Here is a 25,398-nt window from a genome sequence, read left to right on the forward strand (position 1 = left end):
TAGATGAGGTTTTTACGTACTCCCGCCCAACATTAAGTTGGTGTGCAAAAACAAAGATTTTAATTTTCTGGAATGGGCAAGCCTCTAGTTGTAGAGATTATTAGAGCATTTTATTTATAACTAAACTCTATAACTAACCGAAGGGGATATAACCCCACTGTTGTAATCAAAAGCCCAGCTGTCGTGACTGGGCTTTTGACATGAGGTGAATGTTCTGTGTTTTACCGTTTTGGGCAGCTAGCAGCAGGAGTCGCCATAGCATGAGCTTTGGATGCATCAGAAATCAAGGTTACTTGGCCCTTACCGTTGAACACCCAACCCGTAGCAGGGACAATTTTTATAGCCTCAGCTTTAGACTGTGGTAAGTCCGCAGGTTCCTGTTTCGCTTGCTGTTGTGTTGTGATAGCTGATAGACGAGTATCTAACCATACGACATCAGTGCTGAGGGGTTCGTTAGGACTAGGGGGTAAACCGCCACGTCCCGTGACAATAAACTTACTACCTTCTGCTGAAGCAATAGCTGTACAGCTTGTGTTTATTGCGCTTGACATATCTGTTAACACAGTGGGTAGTTCCACAAATCCTTTGCTTGGATCAATATCGGGTGTATTGATAATTACTTGACCTTCTAAAGTCGGGCTGTTTTGGGAAAATGCTGTAATATCGTTGGTAGCTGACTTTTCAGGCTTCAATTGGTTTGAGTCAGTAGTTCCCAACAGACTGATAAAGTCTTGTCGATTACGCTCTTGGATACCAAAATTACTTAAAGATGTGATTTTAATTTTGCCACCACCGCCAGTAGATGCATTAGCGGTAATGTCGCTGTTTTCATTCGGGACAGTAACAATAAAGCCATTGGGAATATTGATGTTGATGTTGCCACCATTGCCACTACCAGTTGCAGTGGTGGAGATGGAACTCTGACGACGTAACAAAAGTAAGTTTCCTAGCTGTAGCTCAATATCTCCACCCCTACCTGTGCCTCCGTCTTTTGCATCGCTACGAATACTTGAACCATCTTGCATCTGCAATTTCTTCGCACTAATGTAGATTTTTCCACCGTCAGCCACGCCACTAGTATTTGTATTTATACTTGCAGACTTGAGGTCTAAAGAGTCTGCGACATTAAAGTTAATTTCTCCCGCTTTACCTGTACTCTGTGTATTGCTACTAACCCCTGCCCTTTCAATCTGGGCATTCTTGGCAGTAATGCTGATACTTCCAGCATCACCTGTACCAGAACTGTTAGCACTTATACCTGCGCTGACCATCCTAAAAGAGTCTGTGGCTTTAATAGAGATGTTTCCTGATTTACCAGAGTTGTTAGTATCACTATTGATAATCCCACCTTCAATCTGCACTTTGTTGGCATCAATCGTGATAGTTCCAGCATTACCTGTGCCAGAACTGTTAAGGTTGATATTTGGCTTGTTGAGTACAAAAGAGCCTCCAACTCTAAAGCTGATAGTTCCAGCATCACCTGTGCCAGAACTCTTAGCATTTATACCTCCATCGCTCAGGCTAAAAGAGTCGGTGGCATTAATAGAGATGTTGCCTGATTTACCTGAATTAGACGCACTGCTATCGATACCTCCATCTGAAATCTGCACATTCTTGGCATCAATCGTGATAGTTCCAGCATCACCTGTACCAGAACTGTTAGCAGTTATACCTGCGCGGTTCACTTTAAAAGAGTTTGTGGCATTAATAAATATGTTTCCTGATTTACTAGAGTTATCAGTATCACTCTTAATAATCCCATCTTCAATCTGTACATTCTTGGCAGTAATACTAATAGTTCCAGCATTACCAATACCAGAACTGTTAGCATTGATATTTGGACTTTTAAGTTCAAAAGAGTTTTTGACATTGATGATAATTTCTCCGCCATTAGCCGTGCTATCTTTCGCCGTAGTACTAATGATTCCCCCAGATTCGAGTCGAAAAGAATTTGCCTCGATGTTGATTTTTCCACCATTACTTTCCAATGGGGGGTAATTTCCAATACCAGAGCCAATGACCTCCAAATCGCCAACTATAATTTTGGTTTCACCGACGCCGCCTTTACTAAAAGAAGTCCCCCCAAAACCAGATTCCTTTTCAAGCCGCACCGAATTAGCTTCAACGTTTATCACTCCGGTATTACCTGTATCAAAGGTTTTGCTGGCTAGCCCACTTTGATTATTGGCAACAAAAGAATTCTTAGCTATGAGGGTAACGTCTCCCGCGTTTCCCGATGCTGTTGCCTGAGTTCCTCCGCCACCATTATTCTTAAATGTAATGTTGTTAGCTTCCAGCTTTATTTGTCCGCCATTCCCTGAACTAATGGTGTTAGCGCCGATGTTAGATCTATCGACAACGATCGCATCGCCAAGAATGCTGATTTGTTGCCCATTTTTGTCGCCCAGCGTATCAGATCGTACTATAGATTCAGAAGTGAAATTAATATTTCTACCAGCAACTGCAATCGCACCACCGCGATCGCCTGTAGCACCAATAAACGATTTTTCTCTTAACTCGATGTCTGCAAAACTGGTCCCAGCTTCATAACCCAGCTTCCAACCTTGTTCTATCGGGACAAGGCTGACAACCCCATTGCTACCAACACTGCCGATTTCAATACGTCCTGCTGGTGACTTGAGAACGCCACCCGAAATTGACACATTCCCTCCCACCAGTGCTAAGGTTTTTCCCACCTCTAATCCTGGAACGTTACTGTTAAGAAGGGGAGCAGCTTCTTTGTTTTTAGAGCCATTACTATACTCGATGATATCTTTTTCATATGAAAATTCGTGCCCTGGTCCACGAACCTGAATTTCTTTAGGATTTGAACCAAATTGCAACCCCAGTGGAACGCTGATCGTTAATAGAGGAGTGGTACCAGGATTCGTTGCGCTAAATTCCGTACCATCAGCAAACTTCAGACTGCTGGCAGTACTACCAATAAACGAACCTCCAATATTTAACCGTGCATTCGGTCCAAAAACAATGCCATTGGGATTTATTAGGAATAGGTTAGCAGTGCCGTTAGCTCGGATGAAACCATCAATATTAGATCCTAACCCACCTGTGACACGGCTAATAATGTTGGCAATGTCAACCGTATTGTTAAAGAAAGCTTCGCTACCAGTGGGAACAGAAAACTGTTGAAAGCTGTGGAACAAGTTGCTACCCGCTTGAGTTCCGCCAGTGATATTTATGATATTACCAGAGGGTGTGACGATAGAATTATTCGGTAGAGTGGCATCTGGTGTAATTTGAGCAACAGCGCAATGTGCACTCCAAATATACACACCACCGATCACAATTCCTGAGAGCCAACCCCAACGAGTACCCAACTTGGACACTGCACCCTCCAGTTTTTATGGTATTTGCACTAATACTCAGTAAATCATAATTGCTACTGACATCGCTATTTAGGCATGCTACTGTAAGCAATAACTTTTGTGTACACTAGCAGTAAACCATTTAATGCACAGTTATGACTTCCCAAGGAACGTCAGTTGAGGATTTAGTACTCGTTGCTGGTGCAACAGGTGGAGTGGGGCAACTTGTGGTCAGCAATCTGTTAGAGAAGGGCTATAAAGTTCGTGTCCTCACACGCAATGCCGCAAAAGCCCAAAAGATGTTTAATGACAGAGTAGAAGTTGCCATTGGTGACATACGCGACGCGAATACACTACCAGCAGCGATGCAGGATGTCACCCACATCATATGCTCCACTGGAACTACCGCCTTTCCCTCTGCTAGGTGGGAGTTTGACCAAACTCCTAACTTGATTGAATGGGTTCAGGTGTTTCTTGACCCCAAAGATAGTGAAGCAAAGGCAAAGAATAGTCCTGCAAAAGTTGATGCACAAGGTGTCAGCAATATAGTAGCAGCAGCACCTCGCAACTTGAAGCGGTTTGTTTTTGTGTCTTCTGCTGGAGTTCTTCGCAAGGATAAGCTTCCTTTTAGTATCCTTAATGCATTTGGCGTACTTGATGCCAAACTCAAAGGTGAGGAAGCCGTCATGAATTCCGGATTACCCTACACCATCATCCGTCCTGGACGTCTCATTGATGGTCCCTATACCTCATACGACCTCAATACCTTGTTAAAGGCAAAAACAGGAGGGAAGTTTGGTGTTGTGTTGGGTAAAAACGATACACTCTCTGGTCAGACTAGCCGGATTGATGTGGCAGCCGCCTGCGTAGAATTCATTTCTACCCCTTTTTGTCAAGGATTAGTTTTTGATTTAGTAAACCAGGGACCAAGACCGTCTGTGATTGACTGGGAAGCGCTTTTCTCCCAGCAAGGCAACCCTTCTGAATAAGAGCGTAAAGCGCTAATTGTCACTGCAAAAAGTGCATCAACTCTGACTGATTCGCGGCTGTTGCTTGCTCGACTGAGTGAAGCACCTCGCGTTGGAGTTGAGTGCGATTGGCAATGTCTGTGTCCCTTGGGCTATGGCCCAGCGGTTGCAATTCCTGCCAAATTTGCTCCCGCACGCCTTGTAAAAAGATTCGCCATTCACTCTCTATATCTTGAGTACGAAGTATGCAATCTATAAATTCTTCTACAATTGCGTAAATCGCTAGGCTAGGTTCGCTCAGCAACTCTTTCAAGGCTTTTTCGCACTTACCAATAGTTTCTGCATAAGCTATCTTAAGATTAAGTACTACTTGTTCAGCAGAAGGCGAGCCGGAAAGCTTTAGGGTTGCAGGCTCATTTGGAGTGAGTCCATCCAAATGTTTGCGAATACGGTACTGTAATAATCCCCGGTAAGAAAGCTTAAACTCCGCTAGCGTTTGGAACCCATACTTAAGTTGACTCGGTATCCCTGGTAGGAGTTCATCGGGTATTTGGGCAGCAATGTCTGCAATAAATTCAGTTCCTTTAGCTTGCGTCAGTTTTCCTAAATGTCCCTTTTCCATCAGTACGTAAGCCACTTGCGATTTGACTTTGTCAAGCGATCGCTCCAAACCCCTATCTATTAACAACAGATGTTTTGATAAATGGGCGCGGATTTCATTGAGGTACTTTTCGTATACAATCGCGTAGCTTTTTTCAACACAAAAGCGCTGTTCTATTTCTTGAATTGACGGAATTCCTGTATCACTTCGACAAGCCTGGAAAGCTGCTTCTACTTGCTTCTTAAAGTCCATATCAACTGCTTCTCGCTTTTTCCTCAGATCCTTGAGCAGTTTCTCCAAACTATTTGTCAAAGTCCACCAAAGTTCCTTGAATTTTACCTCGAACACGGCGAACCTATGAATATCATCATGCGTTGCTAAATCTAAAGCCTTACTGACTTTCTCTAACTCAGCTTTGACTTGGTTTTGGAGTAAAATCAATCGCTGTTGGCACAAGGAAGCGTATTTGTAATCTAAATCAGTGATGTTTGCCTTTAAGTAATCAAGAACTCGCTCAAGAACTTTATCAGCTTCTTGCGTATTAGCGCAGTTAGCTGTTACGCATTCAACAACATCGATATTTTTGTTGGCAATGTCTTGCGCCAAATCTTGGCAGCTTTTTGAGTTGTCGCGAAAGCGTGAATCAACTTCCGTACGGTTGAGTACCATGAAGGACCACAAGTTGATTGGCAGATCAGCTTGTGCTGCACGTACCGTGTCATACAGGCGTAGATCTACATCCATCCAGGAGTCGCCAGTTGACTTTGGCATCCGCACAAACAAGATCACATCAACTTGTTGCCCTAAAATTTTCATCAGATGCTGTTGATCGCAAATGCCTGTATCACCCAAACCAGGCATATCGACAAAGGCTATTTGTCCAACATCAGCGTTAGGATATTTACAAACAATCTTCACTTCCCGTACTGCCAGATAGTGAAACTGCGGTGCTGCGGGAGGGTTTCCCGAGCCAGGCGACGGCGTAAGCGCTACGCGCACACTTGGTGTTAGCGTAAGCTCTTCGCTCCGCGACGAGCCAGGCGCAGCGTCTTTGTAGGAGAACCCCGAAGGGTTAAAAAATATACGCTGAACATAGGGAGTTTCCTGAGCCACATACTTCCGAATCTGATCTTTAGAAATGCGGCGAGGTGAGGGTTGCTGAAATAAGTGGCGATACTTATCCCAATGTATGTGATACTGTGCTAGTTGTTCATACATCCCTCCCTGCTCAGGATATTTAGGATCGTCACTGGGCAACAAAGGCAGAGGTTTTGCGGCAAACTCATCAATTGTCTTCGGCTTTTCGCTTAAGCCAAGTTTTTCATAACAAGGACTAATAACTTCATCTAGGAATGACTGCTCTGAGTGAAACCAAACCTCAGCGTAAGTTTCTTCATTCTGATTGTTATAAATAATACTACGAGCCGCAGTGCAATAATGCCTTTCTCCATCTGGAATTTCAGCACCCGTCAGTCCTGTTAAACTTTGTAGCAGCCGACTCTTACCTTGCTTTGCTCTTCCAACGACTCCAATATTGAGTGTCTTGCGGCAAAAGCGCTCTTTGAGTTTCACTAGCCCTTCTAATTCAGTATTAATACTAAATTGTAATGTTGCCAAATTAATTTCTCCCAAAAGCCCAGCCACATTTGGGTCATCAACTTGTCTAAGCAACTGATAACGATATTTTTGAAGATGACGAATTGCTGAGTCAAGAGATTTGAGTTCCGCCTCTATACCTGCTATTTTTTCAGCCAAGGGTAGGCGCTTTTCAATAATGCTGGTAATGCTCGCAGTCTTATTTGTGTTCATTTGACAGCGTATTTTTCCGTTATTAAGTATATACCTAAAATTTGACGAAACCGATACATATAGCAGATACGAAAATCTACTTATATTTATACTAAAGAAAGATTGATATTTGATATCATTTGGCAGCGCTAGTCATATTTTTCCCAACCAAACCAGCAAAATGAACAATCTTGTATAAAGAAACGGTAAAATAGCCCAAGTCCTGATCCCGAGAAGAAACGCTGAAACCTATGGACAGTGACATACAACTTCCTTGGCAGCAAGAGACAGTGATTCGCCACAGTCAACGCCTGATGGAAAGTTTTTACTATTGGACGGGACGTTCTCTGTTATATGCTAACGGTTCACCAGAGGAAATAGCGCAGGCACTGTTTGATGCACCTTTTGTTGTATCTCACGGCACGCAATCAGATCCAATGTGCGATTCGTTGATAGCTGAATCACGGTATCCAGTCCGTACATAACCTACCCAGCTAAAACCAGAAATGGCAATGGCTGAACTTCGGAAGAAAGGCCACAAATCGTAGGGTGGGCATTGCTCCTAAAAGTTTATATGATGACATTTGAGATCGTGGTGAGCAATGCCCACCTTACAGAAAACCGCTGTAAGACAGAGGCATTTTGACAAGCTTAAGGTAGCAATTGCTATCCCGTTAGAAAGATGCGGTTATCACCCGCATAGTTTTAGACTATTTCACGAAAAATCATTCCAAATGAATACTGAAAGAAAGGATGAAGGATAAAAATTTTTATACTTCATACTTTTGCCTTTAGTAGCTCAGTCTTCTCCTATCAAAATTTAAGGAAAGATGCCGTGAAAGCAAGAAGTTTAGTTATCGGTGGTGCTTTACTGCTAAGCATAGCCCTTCCGGTCAATGCACAACAAGCGCAGGAACCAAGAGTAGAGCAACTTGAGGGCTATTTGGTAACGCCTCAACAACTGCAATTTGACGAATCATTGCTGCAACAACTCCAGGTACCTGCGGGATTCCGCATCAATGTATTTGCCAAAGACTTGGGTAATGCCCGGATGTTAGCAGTAGCTCCCGATGGTACGATCTATCTTACCCGCCGCGAACAAGGCGATGTGTTGGCTCTGCTTGATTCTAATCAAGATGGTCGTGCTGACGAAATACGAACGGTTGCCTCAGGTTACAAATACATCAATGGCATCACGATTTATCAGAATCGTCTCTACTTTGTCACAGACAGACAACTTTATGCTGCAGATTTACAGTCGCCGGGGGTCATCGGCGAACCGCAGGAGTTGATTAATGACTTACCAGATGCAGGACAACACCCAAACCGCACCCTTGCTTTTGGTCCTGATGGGTTGCTTTACATTACAGTAGGTAGCACTTGTAACGCGTGCGATGAGACGAACCCAGAAAGCGCGACTCTGCTACGGGCACAACCTGATGGTAGTAATCGCACGATTTATGCCACAGGCTTACGTAATACCATCGGCTTTGGTTGGCATCCGGAAACTGGGGAACTGTGGGGTATGGATCATGGTTCTGACTGGCGTGGTAATGAGCAACCGCCAGAAGAATTGAATCTCATCGCTGAGGGCGGAAACTACGGCTGGCCCTTTTGTTATGCCGATCGCCGTCCGGATGTGTACTTGCCAACAAATCCCACAGGTACGACAAAGGAGGAATACTGTGCTAATACACAACCGCCAGCACTCACGTACACGGCACATAGTGCGCCGTTGGGAATGATATTTTATACAGCATCCCAGTTCCCTGAAGAATACCGTAACGATGCTTTTGTAACTATGCGCGGTTCATGGAATCGTAACCCTCCCTCAGGTTATAAAGTTGTGCGGGTGCGATACGAAAATGGCAAACCAGTAAAATTTGAGGACTTCATCACAGGATTTTTGAACGAAGAACAATTGACACAGTTTGGCAGACCGGTGGGTATTGCGATCGCACCCGATGGTTCGCTGTTGTTCACAGATGATACCAACGGTGTGATTTACCGGGTGTCGTATGTAGGGACTAGCAACTAGCTTTACTTCTCTCCAAACCTCTCTCCTAAGAGGAGAGAGGCTTTTACCTTAGCCACTTCCCTTGTAGGGAAGGAAGGGGATTGGGGGGTTAAGTTTGGGAGCTAACGCACCTACAACCTATCTCCTAATTCCATTTGCAACGGCTTGCGATTCTTCTTCAGGTGGATATGACCTAAGAACTGATCCAGGTAGAGCAAGGCTGACATCAGCACCGTTGATCACAACTCCTAATAACCCAAGGTCAGATTCGATCAATTGGTCGATCGCCTCAGTCAGCATATTTTCCTGTGTGTGATTTGGTCTTGCCACCAGGACAATGCCATCGCTATAAGGTTGAATTAACAAAGCGTCGTTCGATAATCCTAAAGGAGTTGTGTCTAAAATCACCAAGTCAAAACGCTCGCGTACATCCTCCATCAGCCTTCGCATTTCACTCGATTCAAGAATTGCGGCTGATTGACGCACTGGACCCGCGCTGGGCAGAATGTATAAATTTTCTATATCTGGCACTAAGCGAATACATTCGCTTAAGCTGCCGTAATAACGCAAAGGTTCAACTGTGGCATCGGGGTCAGCAGTCACGTGCAAAGAAGAAGAGCGAGAGGGCGAGCGCAAATCGGTTTCCACAATCAAGGTTCGTTTTCCAGCACGAGCAGATGCTATTGCTAAGTTATAAGCACTTACGGTCTTCCCTTCATAACTGCTGGTACTCGTAATCAAGACCACCTTCAAGTTTCTCCCACCAATGCGGCGCAGATTACTGCGAAACCTTTCATAAAATTCCAGATAATAAGATTCTGGAGAAAGAACTACTGGCACTTCACCAAGATGCAAACCATCCACTGGCATCATAGGCAATTCCCCCAAGAGAGGAACTTCTCGTTGTTTGAGGGTGTCGCGGATATCTTCCTTGGTTTTGAAGGTTCCTTCCAATGACCCAAGTAAAAATATAACTCCGCCACCCACCAACAATCCTAGTAAGCTGCCTACACCCAAGGTCACAGGCACACCCAGACCCTGCCTTCTCGCTGCAAGCGCTACCGGTGGTCTTGCAACACCGAGACTGCTGACTGTTTCAGCTTCTGCTGTTTTTGCATCGGTGAGTTTCACCTGCATTTGGTCATAAACGGCTCTTTTAAGTCCAACTTCCTGTTCTAGACGCGATCGCTCTAATTGCTTATTTGGTATCAAAGAATACTCTCGCCGCAACCGTGCTTCTTCTTGCACTAAGTCAGTCTGTTGCTGTTGCAATGTCTCACGTTGGGTTTGCAAAGCCACCAGCTGGTTCGCCAGTTGTTGTCTTGCTGGATCTAGGTTGCTTCGAGAGCGAATGGCAACAGTCGTGGGAAGCGGTGCTGTTTGTTGATCACCGCCTACAACTTCACCGCCTCGTTGCCGCAATAAGCTTTCATAAGCATCTTTCTGACGCCGCAGTTGAACCATTGTTGGGTGATCGGGACGCAAGTCTTTTCTAAAAACTTCTATTTGCGATTCAATTTGGTAAATTTGCGCTCGTAAGTTAGCAATAATCGGATCAGCGCTCAAAGCAGAAGAGACATAAGCTTGGTTGACGTTTAAGCCCAATTTTTCTTGTAAACTGCGAATTTGAGCATCAATTCCAGAAACAGTGAATTGAATTTGCCGTTGCTGTACTTGGCTACCATTAATTGCGTTGAGCAAACTTCCATTCTCAGCCGCCAATATTGCTGGTCGCTCTTTGCGATCGTACAGTTCTAGCTTCCGTTCAGCGACTTGCAATTCCTGTTTTGCCTGTGGTATGCGTTCGTTAACTTTGGTAATAATTGCTTTTAATCGCCGTGTATTTATTTCCGCGCTCAACTGTATCATTGCTTGCATCAATTCCTGCAATGTTTGTTCTGCACGCTGGCGATCGCTATCCTGATATTTCAGTTCTATGAGTGTGGAAAGTAGTTGTCCTGTTCTTGGTTCTCTCTGGGGCATAGTGACGACAACATTGGCACCTATCTTTGCTGGCTTGACATTGACTTTCGCTGCCACACCATCAATGATTGGGTCTGATAGCAAAATATCCTGGCTCAGTTCCTGCCCTTGCTGATTAATTTCGCTACCTGTTGTCGAAAAAGACACTGTTGGACGATTGTAGGTGAGTGCGCCGTTCGCTACATATTTAGATTGTTGTGGTTGCAAAGCCACCACCGTTGAACCCGCTACAACTAAGGCAAAACTAGCTAGTCCAATCCACTTGTACTTATCGAATGCAATGAGGTAGCGTTTAACGATCGGTGGAGTCATAGCAACAGCAAATAAAAATTAGGTATAAATGAGGCTACAGTTATTATAGAGTTTCGGTTTTTACGACTTATAAATTATAAATTAATTCATTATGAATTATAAAAAAAAATTTCTGATTCATAATTGAAAGTTCATAATTTTACTTCGTTTCTCCCTTACCTTCTCTTCTAAAAAACCTACAGACACTGACTTGAAAAAGCACCCTGACGCATGGGAGATGATAAAATTTTTCTTCTCTCTTGAGTGTACGCACTTCACGACGGCTACTTATCTGTTATATATATCAAAGAATTCCAGAAAGCTGCGAACATCGAAGAAAGGACGGGTAATTGTACCGAGGATATTAGTAATTCTAGCAATTAGGTTTCGACCCACTACAATTACATCGTTATCTTGAAGTGGCACATTTTGAGATACATCCCCTGCCAATACCTTTTTAGCATTAATTGTTTGCCTGACGGCTCGACCTCTTTCCGGGTCAAAGCGAATTAATGCTATTTCACTGAGGTTTGCACTGTCAGTATTGATTCCTGTCAATACGTCTAGAAAAGTACTACCGTTAGGCAGAGGCACAGTGACAATGCCCCCTCCTGCATAATTTAACACACGGATTCTAATCTGTGGTGATGCTAAGGTTGAGCGAGACACCAAGCCGCGGTCATAACTAGCATCGTTTGCGATTTCTCGACGCGGCACAATGATCGCATCGCCATCCTGCAAGCGGAAGTTAGGTATTTCCCCTCCATTTTGTAACGGAGTATACAGATCAACATTTTGTGAAACCACAGAACCATCAACCCGTTTCCGACGGACTTGTACTTGCCGCAGATCTGCCATCATTGCAGAACCACCAGCTAAGAATAACGCATCACTCACACGAGGCGTTGCAGAGCCAATCGGATAAATTCCAGGTCGATTGACTTCTCCACTGATTGTGACTTGAACTGGTCGCTGTCCTACGAGTGATACTGACACAACTGGGTCAACTAATTCGCGACTTAAAGCCACGCGGATTTTTTCTTGCGCTTCATCCAACGTCAAGCCTTGTACGGACAGTGTCCCTACTTGCGGCACGAATATGTTACCTTCTGGGTTAATTTGAGCCGAAAAATTTAACTCTGGACGCTGTCCTACTAGTGACAACGTCACAATGGGATCGACGACAAAACGATTGTACCCTGAGCGAATTTTTTCTTGTGCTTTTTCCAGAGTCAAGCCTTTGAGTGACACTGTTCCTAGCAACGGCACGACAATGTTTCCTTCTGGATTAATTAGGGATTGAAAGCTTAAATCTGGGAAGCGTAAAACTGAGACTGCAATGGCATCTCCTTGTCCTAAGCGATAGGCACCCGGAGGACGCTGAGTCAAAACATTAATGGCATCTCCAGGTCCTAAGACGTAGCGGTTCAATTGGGGTGACGTCCCATCTATGGAACCTGGGGCTACAAAGTCAGTACTACCAGGTGGAGGTGCGGGAGGTTGTCGTGGCGATTGTTCTTGTGGAGTACCAGGTACAAGCGCAGGAGGTTGTTGTGGCGATTGTCCTTGTGGAGTAACAGGTACAGGTGCGAGAGGTTGTTGTGGCGATTGTGCTTTTACACTACGAGGTACAGGCGCGGAAGTCTGTTTTGAGGGTTGTGCTTTTACACTACGAGGTACAGGTGCAGGAGTCTGTTTTGAAGGTTGTTTCTGTGTGGGTTTTTGAGCAACAACAGGTTGGGCAATTGTTACCAAAAAAACGCCTACATAAATACCAACAGAAGAGAGGGCGTTAAATACACGCATACGACAACCAGCAATTATGGACAATAGCACTGTAACTTACTTAATGTAACTTACTTAAGTAGTATAAAGTGCGGAAACAACAGAGTTTTAATTCTACTTTATTCAATATGGTAAAAATTACCTTTTTGAGCGCAGAATTTTACATTCTTTTATACAAACGCATTGATGAACGAGGCTATAAAGGATCTGTCATCAAAGCAGCTTGCACTGTTTGACCAATAGACTTAGCTTGATTCCAAGTTGTTTCCACTTGCCCCAATGGCTCCATAGGAATGAGAATACTTACAGCAACCCAAGGAGCGCGTTTTTTGTGCCACTGTGCTATTTGATCGACTACGAACCACCGTAAAGGTGATGAATGACCACCGTTGGACCAGGCATACCATTGTAAGACAGCAAAGGTTTGCTGCCCAGTTGAGGCACGAAAGAATCTAGCTTCTACCTTTGTTTCAGCATTTGACCCCGCTTTTTGTGGTTTATTTTGTGGTTTAACAGTAAAATCAGCAGAGCGATACTGAGCTATCTGCCACTGCCAAAAGCTGTTTATTTCCGTCCACTCCACCACAGGCTGGTCTTTTGATCCTGTTTGCGGTAGCAAAAGCAGAATTGCTTTGGTTTGGTCACTTTGTTTTTGAATGAGCTGGTAAGACCATTTGCGTTCCCCTATCTGTTGTTGGCGCTGTTCTACAGTTTGCCAACCAGGAAGGCTCAACCCTTTTTTCGGTAAATTTTGCAACTCCTTAATATTGGTTATTCGTGGTAGTTCCTGCCAATTCCAGTGTGCTGTTAGGTAACCAGGAATCGCTCCTATAACCAACAGTAGTAATAGCAACAAAAGCGCTACTACCTGAGAAAACTGGCTCTTTTTAAGAAACTTGGTAAAGGAAGTCATCGGTGAAGTCTACAGTACTTAAACTAAATTTTACTTTGAGAATCAACATCGTGAAAGCAGCAATATTTATCTATATTCAGTAGACCGAAAAATGAATTTTTACCCAATCCTCTGCTCTCGCTTGCCTGGCTTTGTTACTAGGAGCCTTAGCACTTTCCAAATACTGATACTATGATGATATCATTTTGATATTAATTCTGGTTGATAGAAATTATGGAACAGAAAATCAAGGAATTTCCAGCGTTCAAGGTCAACGGCTTCGTCGTGTTGGCTGTGGTAGTCGCGCTCACGCTGGTGGCAGGGTGGTATCTTTGGTCTACTGTGCAGGGGCTAGAAGCTTTACTGGCAAGAGGCTTGAAAGTTACTGATTTTATCGGTGGTGAGGATAGCGTTGCAGAGCTTGTTGCTTGGTTGGCTGCTACACTCTTCGTTGTTGTCATCCCTTCGCTGTCAGGCTTCTTTAGTGTTGAGCCTAATCAAGCGGTGGTGTTGGTACTATTTGGGAAATACATGGGAACCGTTCGGGAATCTGGCTTTTGGTGGACAAATCCTTTTGCTAGCAAGCAAAAGATTTCGCTGCGGGTTCGCAACTTCAACAGCAAAATCATCAAAGTCAACGATGCCGAAGGGAGTCCGATTGAAATTGCGGCGGTTGTCGTCTGGCAGGTTTTCGATTCGGCTAAGTCAAGGTTTGCAGTGGATGACTATGAAGAATTTGTCGCCATTCAAAGTGAAACCGCCATTCGATCTTTAGCCATTCGATATCCTTACGATACTCCAGATGAAACAGGAACTCCTTCGTTACGGGGAATTCCCGATGAAATCGCTCAGGCTCTGCAAAAAGAACTCCAAGCCCGTTTGGAAGTAACGGGTGTAGAAGTGATTGAAGCACGGCTCTCGCATCTTGCCTATGCACCAGAAATCGCTCAAATGATGCTGCGAAGACAGCAAGCAAAAGCCTTAATTGATGCGCGACGGCAGATTGTAGAGGGTGCAGTGGGGATGGTGAATGAAGCGTTGAATCGTCTCAGTCAAGAACAAATGGTTGATTTGGATGACGAGCGCAAGGCTTCTATGATTAATAACCTGTTGGTTGTCCTAACCTCTGAACAAACCGCCCAACCCGTTATTAATACTGGAACGCTTTATAATTAAGAAATGGGACAAAAAAAACGATTCTTGTTACGTCTGGATGAGAGACTTTACGAGATGATAGAGAAATGGTCGGCAGATGAACTAAGAAGCGTGAATGCACAGATCGAGTATCTGTTGGCTGAAGCTGTGAAGAAGGCCGGACGCTGGAAGGAAGACAAGGGTGAGTAACTGTAACTTAACTACTGACCAAACCTACCCTTTGCTACCCCAGTAGCAAACAGGGTAACTTCATGTCCTTTGTTTAACCAGCTCCTTTCGTAAGTAATCCGACAACTAGTGGTTCACCACATTAATTTTGAGGGGCGCTTAAATCCCCGACTTCGCAGAAGTTGTCGGGGATCTGGACACAGTGAGGAAGCGATCGCACCGGAGGCGTGAAAAGTTACTAAGCTGTTCCACATTTAAATTGCATAATTAGGGCGGGCAAGATGCCCACCCCACAAGAGTTACAAAAATTTTAAATATGCAAACTAGATGTGGTTTAGCTTATGCAAAATCTGAGTGAATTTATCAATGAGGCGATGCAAGAGTGGAAAGTACCAGGGCTGGCGATCGCCATTATTAAAGACAGCCAAATAATTTTTTGTGAAGGTTTTGGCAAGCGAGATGTAGAACAAAATCTCAGTGTTACACCACAAACTCTCTTTGCGATTGCTTCTTGTACGAAACCCTTTACGACAATGGCGATGAGTATCCTGGTAGAAAGAGGTCTCTTAAACTGGGATAAACCTGTCAGAAATTATCTGCCCACTTTTAAACTTTATGACTCTTATGCAACTGAACATATCACACCTCGTGACCTCGTGACTCATCGGTCTGGCTTACCCCGTCATGATGCTATGTGGTCTCAAAGTCCCTTCACCCGTAAAGAAATAATAGATCGCTTACAATATCTCGAACCCACTCACGAATTGCGTACTGTTTTTCAGTATCAAAATTTGATGTACATGACTGCTGGCTACTTGGCTGGTGAAATTGCAGGGAGTAGCTGGGAAGAATTTGTGCAACAGGAAATTTTTAATCCTTTAGAAATGAGAGACAGTAATTTCTCTGTAGAAAAATCCCAAAAAGCTGCTGACTTTGCACTCCCTTATCAAGAGAAAGACGACAAAGTTGAGAAAATCCCCTTTTGTAATGTCGATGTTAGTGGTCCAGCAGGTTCGATAAATTCCAATGTTGCTGATATGGCTAACTGGCTTTTACTCCATCTTAATCAAGGTAAGTATGGCGATAAACAAATTATTTCACCAAGTCATCTGCAAGAGATGCACTCTCCACAAGTCGTGATGACTCAAACACTGGAATATAATGAACTTTTTTATTATTTTTATGGTTTAGGATGGGCGATTACCTCTTACCGAGGTCATAATTTAATTCAGCATGGTGGTAATATTAATGGATTTTCTGCGCGGACAACTTTGCTGCCTCAAGACAATATTGGTATAGTCGTTCTGACTAACATGAACGATACGCCAGTCATACATACTGTGACTTATTATGTATGCGATCGCTTGCTCGGTCTAGACCAAGCTCCTTGGAATGAACGAATGCAGCAAAAATATGCTCAAGCCAAAGAAGCTACTGCAAAAGCTAAAGAGCAAATCGCGCCCGATCGTAAAACTCCAACCCAGCCTTCTCATCCTCTAGAAGATTACACAGGCTATTATGAGCATCCAGCATACGGAATCTTCTCAGTTGAAATTCATGATAATCGTTTAACAGCAACTCATAATTCAAATATTTATAAATTAGAACATTACCACTATGATATTTTTGTTGAATATGAGTTGTTTGAGCAACCAAAACTTATATCTTTCTTAACTGATACCAAAGGCAATATTAGTAGCCTAAGCATTCCCCTAGAGCCAACTGTGAAAGATATTTTATTTACCCGACTGCCTGAAAGCAGTTCTGGTTAAATTTAGGACGTATGTCAATATGGTTCAGTTAAGGATTGTTGGTAACAATTCCAGACGTGTAGAGACGTTGCATGCAACGTCTCTACATTGCCATCCTGATAACAGTTTTGGTTTTATCTGAACGGTATTTGGACGTATGTCCGGAAATATGTAGCAATATCAAAATTTAGCTCAATTACCTATGCTTCACCTTCGTGCTGAATTTCTGAAACTTCTGAAAAATATGCATCAATCCAATTGAGAACAGGTATTAATAAAAGCAGCATAACCGCAGAATACACATCACCACCCCAACTATCATGCAGCCAATGAAAAGCCCCCTCTTGTCCTGTCCCATGAAAGAACGAGAGTAATGTGTTGCGAACAATATTAGCCGAGATACTCATTAAGACTGCAATAGATAAAAACCAGATACTTTTGCGGCGGGAAGACAAAGCACCCGTCCAATAAAGTAGCATCAAGCCAACGTAGAGAGTCGTGAATAGCATCTTTAACCCTGCACAGTAAGGCGCAACTTCTACAATTCTTCCTCCGACATATATATTTATCCCATCGACAATCACTTGCATTCCAATCTGAGTGAGTATAAATCCAGCAGTAGCCGCGATGAAACTTTGGAGGGGTAATGTGTAGGGAGTGATCAGATATGGAACGGACGTAGGTGTTGCTAAAAGCACTAGTACCAGAGGAAATCCTTGCAATTTGAAGCCAGGAATTCCTTTAAGCCACAGGCACAATCCTGCCAGTATAGCTGGAAAGGAAATGTTTACCCACTCGCTGACACCGCTTAGATAAAAAATTCCACCTACTACTAACAAGGCAGCACCCAAGGGATGGGAAGTATTTGGCAGTCTTTGCCACTTTTTTCGGTTCACCCAGCATAAATAGGCAGCGAACGGTAGACCAATAATACCGTGGCTAAAATATTCGTGTTCTATACTGATACTTTTTTTCGCCCAACCATCCCACCAGTACAGTAGCAGAGGAGCATAAAGCAGTACCAAAATACCTAATAGAGCTAGGCTCATCAACTGCGAAGAATTTGTATTTTTAAGCTGACGCTGAATTTGCATGGCTTTATTTAGTAATAAATTATGAATAAAGAACTATGAATTATTAGTATGACTTTAATTCATAATTCAGTATTTCTGAGTCATAAATTTTTCAAATGCAGAGCAAATGTATGTTGTTCAGCACTGAGGCTTGATGCAATTGCTGCAACCACTTCCTTGACTTGGCTATGACTCAAACCAGGATACATAGGTAAAGATAATATTTGCTTCGCCAGTATTTCAGCATTGGGAAAGTCCCCGACTTGATAGCCTAGGTGGCTGAATGCTGGTTGCAGATGACAAGGAATTGGGTAGTGAACACCAGTTTGAATTCCTGCGGCTGTGAGTTCTTCTTGAAGTTGTTGACGTTGTACGGCACAAGAATCATCGACTTTGATTACATAAAGATGATAAATGTGTCCCTCGCCGCTGTGGTTTTGTATGGGAGTTATCCCGCTTGATGCTAAGGGCGCTAGTTCAATATTATACTGCTCGGCAGCATTAAGGCGATCGCGATTCCACTGTGGCAGATACGGTAATTTCTGCTGCAACACCGCTGCTTGCATTGTATCTAAACGGCTGTTGGTACCCTCTTCAACGTGAATATATTTTTGAGCCGCGCCGTAATTCCGCAAGCGTAACATTTTTTGGGCGACATCTGGATCTCGCGTGAGTAACATCCCTCCATCGCCAAATGCCCCTAAATTCTTGCTGGGATAGAAGCTAAAAGCTGCTGCAATTCCCACTGAACCAGCGCGATATCCTTCGCGTTCGGCTAGGTGTGCTTGTGCGGCATCTTCAAAAATCAGCACTTTGTAAGTGTCGGCAAAGTCTAACAACTGGCGTGGTGATACCATTTGACCGTAAAGATGCACGGGAAGAATCGCTTTGGTTTGAGGCGTCACTGCCCGCGCTGCTGCCTGCAAATCAATTAAAGCTGTTTGTGGATCGCAATCGACGAAAACCGGCTTTGCCCCTGCACGTATCACCCCAATCAAAGTGGCAACAAAGGTGTTTGCTGGTAATATCACCTCATCTCCAGGACCAATATGACAGGCTTGTAGACCAAGAGCGATCGCATCCGTTCCCGAGGCAACACCAACGCCATATTCTACACCAGAAGCTGCTGCAAAAGCTGCCTCAAAATCTTTCAGTGCTTGCCCTAATACAAAATCTCCCCGTTCGATTACAGCCTGGACTGCCTGTTGTAGTTCAGTTTGAATTGGTTGGTGCTGTAACTTCAGGTCTACAAAAGGAACCCTAATCGTCATATTATTCATTCTTAAGTAAGCCCCTAGTATTTCATTTTAAAATGCTATTTTTTTAGCAGTTAATCCATTCTTGACTGAATACTATAGTTTGGGCAAATCTTCCTTATGAAGAAATCGTAAATTTTTTATTAAAATTATCTATAGTTGACTTTTTTTTAGATTTTTAGGAATCAACAGTTTTTTTCCCTCAATACCCTTTAATTAAGGATTTTTTGTGGAGATTTCATACGTGTAGAGACGTGAGATGGCACGTCTCTACAAGGGTTATTGTTGAAGAAATTTTCTTATCTGATCCGTATTGGTTTTTGCCTGACTTCTTGACAAATTCAATATATAAAATTTCCGAAACTAGAGCTATTCATTTTTAATTAAGTAGTCATTAGTCATTATTTTTTTAGTAGATACCTCGCTCTTGGTGGGCGAAAAAACAAAGATTTTCAACTGCTTCAAACCACGTTTTCTTCTGGCATGCTTTACTCATGACTAAACGGCGTTGCATAAATTTTATTTTGTCTCGCGTACACTCTAGACGCAAAGAAGAACACTAAGAAGCGGTTCTCAATTGTATGCATTACATGGTAAAGGCACGGCAATGCCGCTGGTGTAGTATAAAAACATCAAAATCAGACTGACATTTATGAAATCAGTAGCGTTGTGACTTGTTGTAGCACGGTCTTCGCTCCTAATAGAAAATTATTACTTACGAACTTGTGGAATTTTTTACTACCTGCACCAGTTGTAAGTACAACGCTCAGTCATTGGAGATAGCGATTCAAGACGACTTAATGATTTGGTGAAATAGAGGAAGTTAGAGGGTGGTATTTTCCGTTACATCCCAAGACTTACAGGAGAAAAAATTTTTACTTCTGGCTTGTTCATTTAAGACAAAATTAGGGAATCTTAAGGATAGCAAATAACCGAGAAACAGTGGTTATATAAATTACTGTAACCAGAGAATATTAAGGTAGCGATCGCAATGGTAGACCCTGAGAACAAATTGTTTGCCCTAAAGGACGACTGGGTGTCCCAGGAAACGAGAGAACGACAACGCCTCAAGGTATTGTCAGATTTGGGTTTACGTCAACCAGAAACAATTCCAGTTTTTGAAGAAGCTACTCAAACTGCTGCCCACTTCTTAGAAGCGCCAATTTGCATTTTGGGATTCGTGGATCAAGAACGCCACTGGTTCAAATCATCTGTAGGTTTATCCAAGCTACGGGGAGGAATCATGAATCAGCTGGCACAAAGCCGTGAGCTGTCACGCCAAGAATCCTTTTGCACTAAGGTAGTAGAGAGTTTGCAACCTTTTGTCATTAATGATACACACACATTGACTGGTGCATCTGCTTACAGCAAGTTGATTGAGGATTATGGCATTCGCTCTTACTTAGGAGTGCCATTGTTTGATGCTTTTGGGTATTGTTTGGGTGGATTGGCAGTTATGGATACAAAACCACGCGATTTTACAAATAAAGACATTGAGTTTTTACAAATCATTGCTCGTTGGAGCATGAGTGAATTTGAGCGTAACCGTCTGTTGCAAGCAATTCCGAGTAGCAGCATCCCCAAAAGTGCTTCTAACGAGTCACATAAAGATGTTATCAAAACTACTGAAATCAAAATCAGTCCATCTATTTTACAAAAAGATTTAGTTCCCACCAACCAACTGAAATTGGAACTGTTAGGACAGCTCATTCAAGAGTTGCGTACCCCTTTAACATCCGTGTTAGGCATGGCAAGTGTTTTAGGGCGTGAGATTTACGGTCCCTTAACAACGAAGCAAAGAGAATATCTAGAGATTATTCAACACAGTGGTCGGTACTTACTTTCGTTAGTTAACGAAATTTCTGAACTGGGGACAATGGATGAAAACCCCACAGAACTGAATCTAGCTCCTGTAGAAATTGAAATGCTGTGTCAACAAGCTATCAATACCTTAGAAGAAGCAGCCCACCGTCGTGAGCAGGATATTCGCCTATCTCTAGAACCACTGCGCAATCGCATTTGCTCGTTAGATAAAGACAAGGTGCGACAAATCTTATATCACCTAGTTTTTAGCGTGATTCAACTTTCTGCTACAGGTAGTGTTGTTCGGATTCATGTTTCTTCTAAAGACGATACGCTAAACATCACAGTTTGGGTATCACATCCTTGGCTGGGCGACGGTATGACTGAAATTGACCCCTACTTTCGCCTGAGCAATACACTACCAATGCTAGAGCTTATGGGTGCTATCCCAACTCATAAAGGTCATGCGGACAACCAACAGCAAGCAGAGGACTTATCAGTGGTATTGGATAACTCAAGCGTAAATTCAAATAAGCCGCATGGTAATCTTTCTCGTGAAAGCTTAGGTCTTTTGCTCAGTTGCCATCTAGCAGAGTTGCATAATGGACAAATTGTTATTCAAGGGTCATCAGAATCAGGATATCGTTATGTGCTGAGTTTGCCACTGGATTTAGACGTACCAGAAGCACCTAGCGATGCCTAACTCCGGTTTGCTTGCGTTGACGCCCAACTACAAACGAGCTGTGTTCAATAAGTAGCGACTGCAAATGCTTCAAATCATGACCAATGGTTGACAATTAATCGTTAATGGCTCTGATGGCAATTAGCAACGAGTGAATAGTAAGAACGCAACCTGCGGTGTGAACTTTTTAGAAGACCCGGATTATGATTAAGTCCAAGTTCTACGCGGGAGTGCTAATTCATCACTGCTTAGTATTATGAATTTAGTTTGGCAACGATTCACTTTATCCTATCTGCCTCTCAGACAATATCTTGCCACGAGTTACCTGCACCGGTCTGTAGTAGGGCTGTTGCATTCCTGGCGGCAAAGCAGCCTATTGATGCAATGGGGAGAAACTATAGCGGCTATTTTGCTCACCCTGATCTATGGTCTTGCACCTTTTGTAGCCAATGACCTATTGGGATTGATATTGCTTGCTTGTGCAGCATTTTGGCTGCTGTTAACTTTATCAGATGAAACAACAGCCAATACTCGAAGCGTTACCCCCATTCACTTGCTGGTCTTGCTTTATTGGGGAATTGCTGCCGTAGCGACAGCGTTGTCACCTGTGAAGAAGGCGGCGTTTACCGACTTGCGAAATTTCACACTGTATTTGCTACTGTTTGCCCTTTGTGCTAGGGTTCTCACCTCACCCCGCTTTCGATCTTGGTTGATTACGCTGTACTTGCATATATCTCTAATTGTGAGCGTATATGGGTTGCGGCAATGGTTTTTTGGAGCGCCAGCGCTAGCTACTTGGGTTGATCCTGATTCTCCTCTGTCAAAGTCAACAAGGGTTTACAGTTATTTGGGCAATCCCAACTTGCTGGCTGGGTATCTTCTGCCTGCGGTGGTTTTAAGTGCAGTTGCAATTTTTGCTTGGCAAAGCTGGTGGAAGAAAGCTTTAGCATTAACAATGCTAGTTGTCAATGCTTCTTGTCTGTATCTGACTTCAAGCCGTGGTGGCTGGATTGGGTTGGTAGTTGCAACTCTAACCTTACTTACGTTGCTTTACTACTGGTGGAGTGTGCAAATGCCCCCTTTCTGGCGCACTTGGTCGCTGTGGCTGATTTTAGGAAGTTTGTTTGGGTTATTGTTTGTTGCAGTAGTCTTTGTTGAGCCAGTTCGCGAACGTTTTTTCAGTATTTTTAGTGGCAAAGGTGATAGCAGTAGTAAATTTCGCACGAATGTTTGGAATGCTGTTTTCAAGATGATTCAGGATTACCCGATAACTGGTATAGGACCGGGTCACAATGCTTTTAATAAAATTTACCCGCTGTACCAGCTCCCCCGTTATAACGCTTTGAGTGCCTATTCAATTTTCTTAGAGGTGACTGTAGAAACTGGATTTATTGGTTTAGCCTGTTTCTTGTGGTTGCTGATTGTGATATTTAATACTGCCTTCCTACAATTGCGACGGCTACGAGAACTCAAAAGCGTAGAGGGATTTTGGCTGATTGGGGCGATCGCCTCTTTAGCTGGTATGCTTGGTCACGGCTTGGTTGATACCGTTTGGTATCGCCCTGAAGTGAATACCGTATGGTGGCTGCTGGTTGCCTTAATTGCCAGCTATTACAAATCCTTACCGCTAGATCGAACCAGAGAATTCAATTCGCCCAATTCAGAACCTACAGCGAGCTAATTCTTGTTTACAACAGCTGAGGATAGTCTTTACTACACGAGACTATCCTTGCTTAATGGACTTAAATAAGCCTTAGATATCCAGTCTAAGGCTTTGTGTCTTTTCATTGTTCAATTCTTTTTACACATAGCTTAGACAAAAACTACGATTATTCTCTGTAGCCAGTGGTTCCAACGGCATTGGGGTCACGATAGCGAGTACCTTCTTCGCGACGTTTGCCAGCCAAACCACCTAAACCAAGTAAACCAAGTAATCCCAACCAACCCCAATCAAAACCATCGTCACCACGATAATTTGTATTTGTCGTATCAGTTGTCGTAGTACCACCAGTGGTCGTTCCGGTCGTTCCGGTGTCACCAGTATTGGTCTGTGCCGAACCAGGCATTACGGGTAAAACAGCCATACTTAAGCCGATAACACTAGCACCAATAGCTGCTGTTAATTGACGTTTCATAATTTAACTTCCTCAACCATTAACATTTCACTCATCAATTTACCGATTTCTTAGCTCAACAAAATCATCCTGTGGCTATAAAATAAGAACCATCTCAACTCACGCTGAAGATATACAAAATTATTTCAACCTTTTCAAAAGTAGGATCGCACCTACGGAATGTGGATTTTATTTCTTATTAACAACGATTGATTGCATAAATAAAAACATAGATGACCGGAAATAAGCAATCAGTGATAAAAAAGATTAATTAAGAATACAAACAAGCTAAAACAGTATAAAAAAGCTAAATTAGTAGGATAAACCTAATATTCCGAGAAACATTGGTGCTGCTTTAAATTCCCATCTATACCCCCAAACTACCCTATACTATTTCTTTTGACACATATACCTACGCCAAATTATCAATGAGTGACAAGAACGAAGGTTACAAAGTTGTTAGCGATAATCGTCAAGCCCGTTATTTATACGAAATCCTCGAAACCTACGAAGCTGGAATTGAGTTGACAGGAACCGAGGTCAAGTCAATTCGTGCAGGTAAGGCTAATCTCCAAGATGGGTATGCCTTAATCCGTGATGGAGAAGTATGGCTAATTAACGCGCATATCTCGCCGTATACTGCTAGTGGACAGTATTTCAACCATGAACCGCGCCGCACACGTAAGCTGCTGCTGCACCGCGAGCAAATCCGTAAGCTGATAGGCAAAGTAGAACAGCAGGGTTTGACTTTAGTACCCTTGAAGATGTATCTCAAGCGCGGCTGGGTGAAAGTCAGTATAGCGCTTGGCAAAGGTAAAAAAGTCCATGACAAGCGCGAAGACATCAAACGACGCCAAGATCAGCGTGATATGCAACGGGCAATGAAGAATTATTAAGCAATTGTTCATTGTTAACTGTTCACTGATTACTGTTAACTGTGCTAAATACCTCCACAGGTTAGAAGAAACGACACGAAAAATTAGGTAGTGTGAGGCTGGTTCCTCAAAAATCGGAAAAAGCGCCTGTGGTTCCTATCAGAGATGATAATCCTGTAACAATCACGCCCTATGTCACTTATGGGCTGATTGCCGCCAATGTTTTGGCTTTTCTTTACGAAGCCAATCTACCTCCGCAACAATTAGATGGATTTTTACACCTTGCGGCAGTTGTGCCGCGAGAACTGAGTGCCAGTTTTGCGGGAATTTCAGTTCATCAGCCAGTGCCAGAATGGATCACTTTGATTACTTCGCAGTTTTTGCACGGTGGTTTACTGCACCTGGCTGGTAATATGTTGTTCCTGTGGATTTTTGGTAACAACGTTGAAGACAAATTGGGTCATATCAAATACTTGTTTTTCTATATAAGTTGCGGTGTTTTGGCATCACTGGCGCAGTGGTACTTTTCACAGAATTCTTCAATTCCTTCGTTGGGGGCTAGTGGTGCGATCGCCGGCGTGTTAGGGGCATACATTCTCCGGTTTCCCCAAGCAGAAATTCTCGGCGTCATTCCCCTAGGGTTTTTCTTCCCCACATTCCGTGTCCCAGCGTACTTGTTTCTTGGGTTTTGGTTTCTTGAGCAAGCTTTCTACGGAGTCGCTAGTCTAGAAACACCTACTAATATTGGTATGGAAAGCGGCGGTATCGCCTACTGGGCGCATGCAGGTGGTTTTGTATTTGGGGCAGTTCTTGGTCCATTGCTGGGGTTATTTAGCGACAAACCAAAGCAAGAGCCTTGGTACACTTAGT

The 25,398-nt window shown here is 43.3% G+C and carries 18 protein-coding genes; 10 read left to right on the forward strand and 8 right to left on the reverse strand.

Annotated features, from left to right (window positions below):
- Positions 1 to 221 precede the first annotated feature (221 nt).
- Complete coding sequence (locus tag V5G28_RS25090; protein WP_336231332.1) at positions 222 to 3,347, reverse strand: two-partner secretion domain-containing protein; 3,126 nt, start codon at positions 3,345 to 3,347, stop codon at positions 222 to 224.
- A 134-nt stretch (positions 3,348 to 3,481) separates the two neighbouring features.
- Here V5G28_RS25090 and V5G28_RS25095 point away from each other — a divergent pair, with 134 nt between their 5' ends.
- A complete protein-coding gene (locus V5G28_RS25095) occupies positions 3,482 to 4,315 on the forward strand; it encodes an SDR family oxidoreductase (protein ID WP_332995618.1) in 834 nt (277 codons plus the stop codon).
- A gap of 19 nt (positions 4,316 to 4,334) precedes the next feature.
- Here the strand turns inward: V5G28_RS25095 and V5G28_RS25100 are convergent, their stop codons facing one another.
- Complete coding sequence (locus tag V5G28_RS25100) at positions 4,335 to 6,704, reverse strand: hypothetical protein (protein WP_332995621.1); 2,370 nt, start codon at positions 6,702 to 6,704, stop codon at positions 4,335 to 4,337.
- 230 nt (positions 6,705 to 6,934) lie between these two features.
- Here V5G28_RS25100 and V5G28_RS25105 point away from each other — a divergent pair, with 230 nt between their 5' ends.
- Together V5G28_RS25105 and V5G28_RS25110 are read left to right on the forward strand one after the other, a co-directional pair.
- Complete coding sequence (locus tag V5G28_RS25105; protein WP_332995623.1) at positions 6,935 to 7,168, forward strand: MEKHLA domain-containing protein; 234 nt, start codon at positions 6,935 to 6,937, stop codon at positions 7,166 to 7,168.
- A gap of 350 nt (positions 7,169 to 7,518) precedes the next feature.
- Entirely contained in the window at positions 7,519 to 8,721 is a 1,203-nt protein-coding gene (locus tag V5G28_RS25110; RefSeq protein WP_332995625.1) for a PQQ-dependent sugar dehydrogenase, read from the forward strand.
- A 117-nt stretch (positions 8,722 to 8,838) separates the two neighbouring features.
- Here V5G28_RS25110 and V5G28_RS25115 read toward each other — a convergent pair whose 3' ends face one another.
- The 3 genes from V5G28_RS25115 to V5G28_RS25125 form a co-directional block, all read right to left on the reverse strand.
- Complete coding sequence (locus tag V5G28_RS25115) at positions 8,839 to 10,995, reverse strand: GumC family protein (RefSeq protein WP_096567887.1); 2,157 nt, start codon at positions 10,993 to 10,995, stop codon at positions 8,839 to 8,841.
- 267 nt (positions 10,996 to 11,262) lie between these two features.
- Entirely contained in the window at positions 11,263 to 12,780 is a 1,518-nt protein-coding gene (locus V5G28_RS25120) for a polysaccharide biosynthesis/export family protein (protein ID WP_332995628.1), read from the reverse strand.
- 175 nt (positions 12,781 to 12,955) lie between these two features.
- Positions 12,956 to 13,672 (reverse strand): cyanoexosortase B system-associated protein, encoded by a 717-nt coding sequence (locus tag V5G28_RS25125; protein ID WP_096567889.1) that lies wholly within the window; start codon positions 13,670 to 13,672, stop codon positions 12,956 to 12,958.
- A gap of 213 nt (positions 13,673 to 13,885) precedes the next feature.
- Here V5G28_RS25125 and V5G28_RS25130 point away from each other — a divergent pair, with 213 nt between their 5' ends.
- The 3 genes from V5G28_RS25130 to V5G28_RS25140 all read left to right on the forward strand — a co-directional run bounded on the left by V5G28_RS25130 (position 13,886) and on the right by V5G28_RS25140 (position 16,746).
- Positions 13,886 to 14,827, forward strand: a complete 942-nt coding sequence (locus V5G28_RS25130) for an SPFH domain-containing protein (RefSeq protein ID WP_096567891.1) — start codon at positions 13,886 to 13,888, stop codon at positions 14,825 to 14,827.
- A 3-nt stretch (positions 14,828 to 14,830) separates the two neighbouring features.
- On the forward strand, positions 14,831 to 14,995 hold the full coding sequence (locus tag V5G28_RS25135) for a hypothetical protein (protein ID WP_332995635.1): 165 nt from the start codon (positions 14,831 to 14,833) through the stop codon (positions 14,993 to 14,995).
- A gap of 320 nt (positions 14,996 to 15,315) precedes the next feature.
- On the forward strand, positions 15,316 to 16,746 hold the full coding sequence (locus V5G28_RS25140) for a serine hydrolase (protein WP_332995637.1): 1,431 nt from the start codon (positions 15,316 to 15,318) through the stop codon (positions 16,744 to 16,746).
- A gap of 179 nt (positions 16,747 to 16,925) precedes the next feature.
- Here the strand turns inward: V5G28_RS25140 and crtB are convergent, their stop codons facing one another.
- Positions 16,926 to 17,819 (reverse strand): cyanoexosortase B, encoded by an 894-nt coding sequence (crtB, locus tag V5G28_RS25145; RefSeq protein WP_332995639.1) that lies wholly within the window; start codon positions 17,817 to 17,819, stop codon positions 16,926 to 16,928.
- Between the two features lie 80 nt (positions 17,820 to 17,899).
- Positions 17,900 to 19,078, reverse strand: coding sequence for a DegT/DnrJ/EryC1/StrS family aminotransferase (locus tag V5G28_RS25150; RefSeq protein WP_442994290.1), 1,179 nt, complete (start codon positions 19,076 to 19,078; stop codon positions 17,900 to 17,902).
- Positions 19,079 to 20,045: 967 nt separating this feature from the next.
- Between V5G28_RS25150 and V5G28_RS25155 the strand changes: the two genes are divergently transcribed.
- Together V5G28_RS25155 and V5G28_RS25160 are read left to right on the forward strand one after the other, a co-directional pair.
- Positions 20,046 to 21,560 (forward strand): GAF domain-containing sensor histidine kinase, encoded by a 1,515-nt coding sequence (locus V5G28_RS25155; RefSeq protein WP_332995644.1) that lies wholly within the window; start codon positions 20,046 to 20,048, stop codon positions 21,558 to 21,560.
- Positions 21,561 to 21,795: 235 nt separating this feature from the next.
- Positions 21,796 to 23,220 (forward strand): IctB family putative bicarbonate transporter, encoded by a 1,425-nt coding sequence (locus tag V5G28_RS25160; RefSeq protein ID WP_332995646.1) that lies wholly within the window; start codon positions 21,796 to 21,798, stop codon positions 23,218 to 23,220.
- Positions 23,221 to 23,368: 148 nt separating this feature from the next.
- Here V5G28_RS25160 and V5G28_RS25165 read toward each other — a convergent pair whose 3' ends face one another.
- Positions 23,369 to 23,674, reverse strand: coding sequence for a WGxxGxxG family protein (locus V5G28_RS25165; protein WP_332995648.1), 306 nt, complete (start codon positions 23,672 to 23,674; stop codon positions 23,369 to 23,371).
- A gap of 407 nt (positions 23,675 to 24,081) precedes the next feature.
- Between V5G28_RS25165 and smpB the strand changes: the two genes are divergently transcribed.
- Together smpB and V5G28_RS25175 are read left to right on the forward strand one after the other, a co-directional pair.
- On the forward strand, positions 24,082 to 24,549 hold the full coding sequence (gene smpB, locus V5G28_RS25170; RefSeq protein ID WP_096567915.1) for an SsrA-binding protein SmpB: 468 nt from the start codon (positions 24,082 to 24,084) through the stop codon (positions 24,547 to 24,549).
- A gap of 128 nt (positions 24,550 to 24,677) precedes the next feature.
- Positions 24,678 to 25,397, forward strand: a complete 720-nt coding sequence (locus V5G28_RS25175) for a rhomboid family intramembrane serine protease (protein WP_332995920.1) — start codon at positions 24,678 to 24,680, stop codon at positions 25,395 to 25,397.
- Position 25,398 lies beyond the last annotated feature (1 nt).

The organism is Scytonema sp. PRP1 (assembly GCF_036697665.2).
Taxonomy (GTDB): Bacteria; Cyanobacteriota; Cyanobacteriia; order Cyanobacteriales; family Nostocaceae; genus Kalymmatonema; species Kalymmatonema gypsitolerans.

What these genes read in the sequence shown, in the direction of transcription:
- V5G28_RS25095 (WP_332995618.1), top strand. Translation starts at nt 3,482, where the DNA reads ATGACTTCCCAAGGAACGTCAGTTGAGGATTTAGTACTCGTTGCTGGT.
- V5G28_RS25100 (WP_332995621.1), bottom strand. Translation starts at nt 6,704, where the DNA reads ATGAACACAAATAAGACTGCGAGCATTACCAGCATTATTGAAAAGCGC.
- V5G28_RS25105 (WP_332995623.1), top strand. Translation starts at nt 6,935, where the DNA reads ATGGACAGTGACATACAACTTCCTTGGCAGCAAGAGACAGTGATTCGC.
- V5G28_RS25115 (WP_096567887.1), bottom strand. Translation starts at nt 10,995, where the DNA reads ATGACTCCACCGATCGTTAAACGCTACCTCATTGCATTCGATAAGTAC.
- V5G28_RS25120 (WP_332995628.1), bottom strand. Translation starts at nt 12,780, where the DNA reads ATGCGTGTATTTAACGCCCTCTCTTCTGTTGGTATTTATGTAGGCGTT.
- V5G28_RS25125 (WP_096567889.1), bottom strand. Translation starts at nt 13,672, where the DNA reads ATGACTTCCTTTACCAAGTTTCTTAAAAAGAGCCAGTTTTCTCAGGTA.
- V5G28_RS25130 (WP_096567891.1), top strand. Translation starts at nt 13,886, where the DNA reads ATGGAACAGAAAATCAAGGAATTTCCAGCGTTCAAGGTCAACGGCTTC.
- V5G28_RS25135 (WP_332995635.1), top strand. Translation starts at nt 14,831, where the DNA reads ATGGGACAAAAAAAACGATTCTTGTTACGTCTGGATGAGAGACTTTAC.
- V5G28_RS25140 (WP_332995637.1), top strand. Translation starts at nt 15,316, where the DNA reads ATGCAAAATCTGAGTGAATTTATCAATGAGGCGATGCAAGAGTGGAAA.
- crtB (WP_332995639.1), bottom strand. Translation starts at nt 17,819, where the DNA reads ATGCAAATTCAGCGTCAGCTTAAAAATACAAATTCTTCGCAGTTGATG.
- V5G28_RS25150 (WP_442994290.1), bottom strand. Translation starts at nt 19,078, where the DNA reads ATGAATAATATGACGATTAGGGTTCCTTTTGTAGACCTGAAGTTACAG.
- V5G28_RS25155 (WP_332995644.1), top strand. Translation starts at nt 20,046, where the DNA reads ATGGTAGACCCTGAGAACAAATTGTTTGCCCTAAAGGACGACTGGGTG.
- V5G28_RS25160 (WP_332995646.1), top strand. Translation starts at nt 21,796, where the DNA reads ATGAATTTAGTTTGGCAACGATTCACTTTATCCTATCTGCCTCTCAGA.
- V5G28_RS25165 (WP_332995648.1), bottom strand. Translation starts at nt 23,674, where the DNA reads ATGAAACGTCAATTAACAGCAGCTATTGGTGCTAGTGTTATCGGCTTA.
- smpB (WP_096567915.1), top strand. Translation starts at nt 24,082, where the DNA reads ATGAGTGACAAGAACGAAGGTTACAAAGTTGTTAGCGATAATCGTCAA.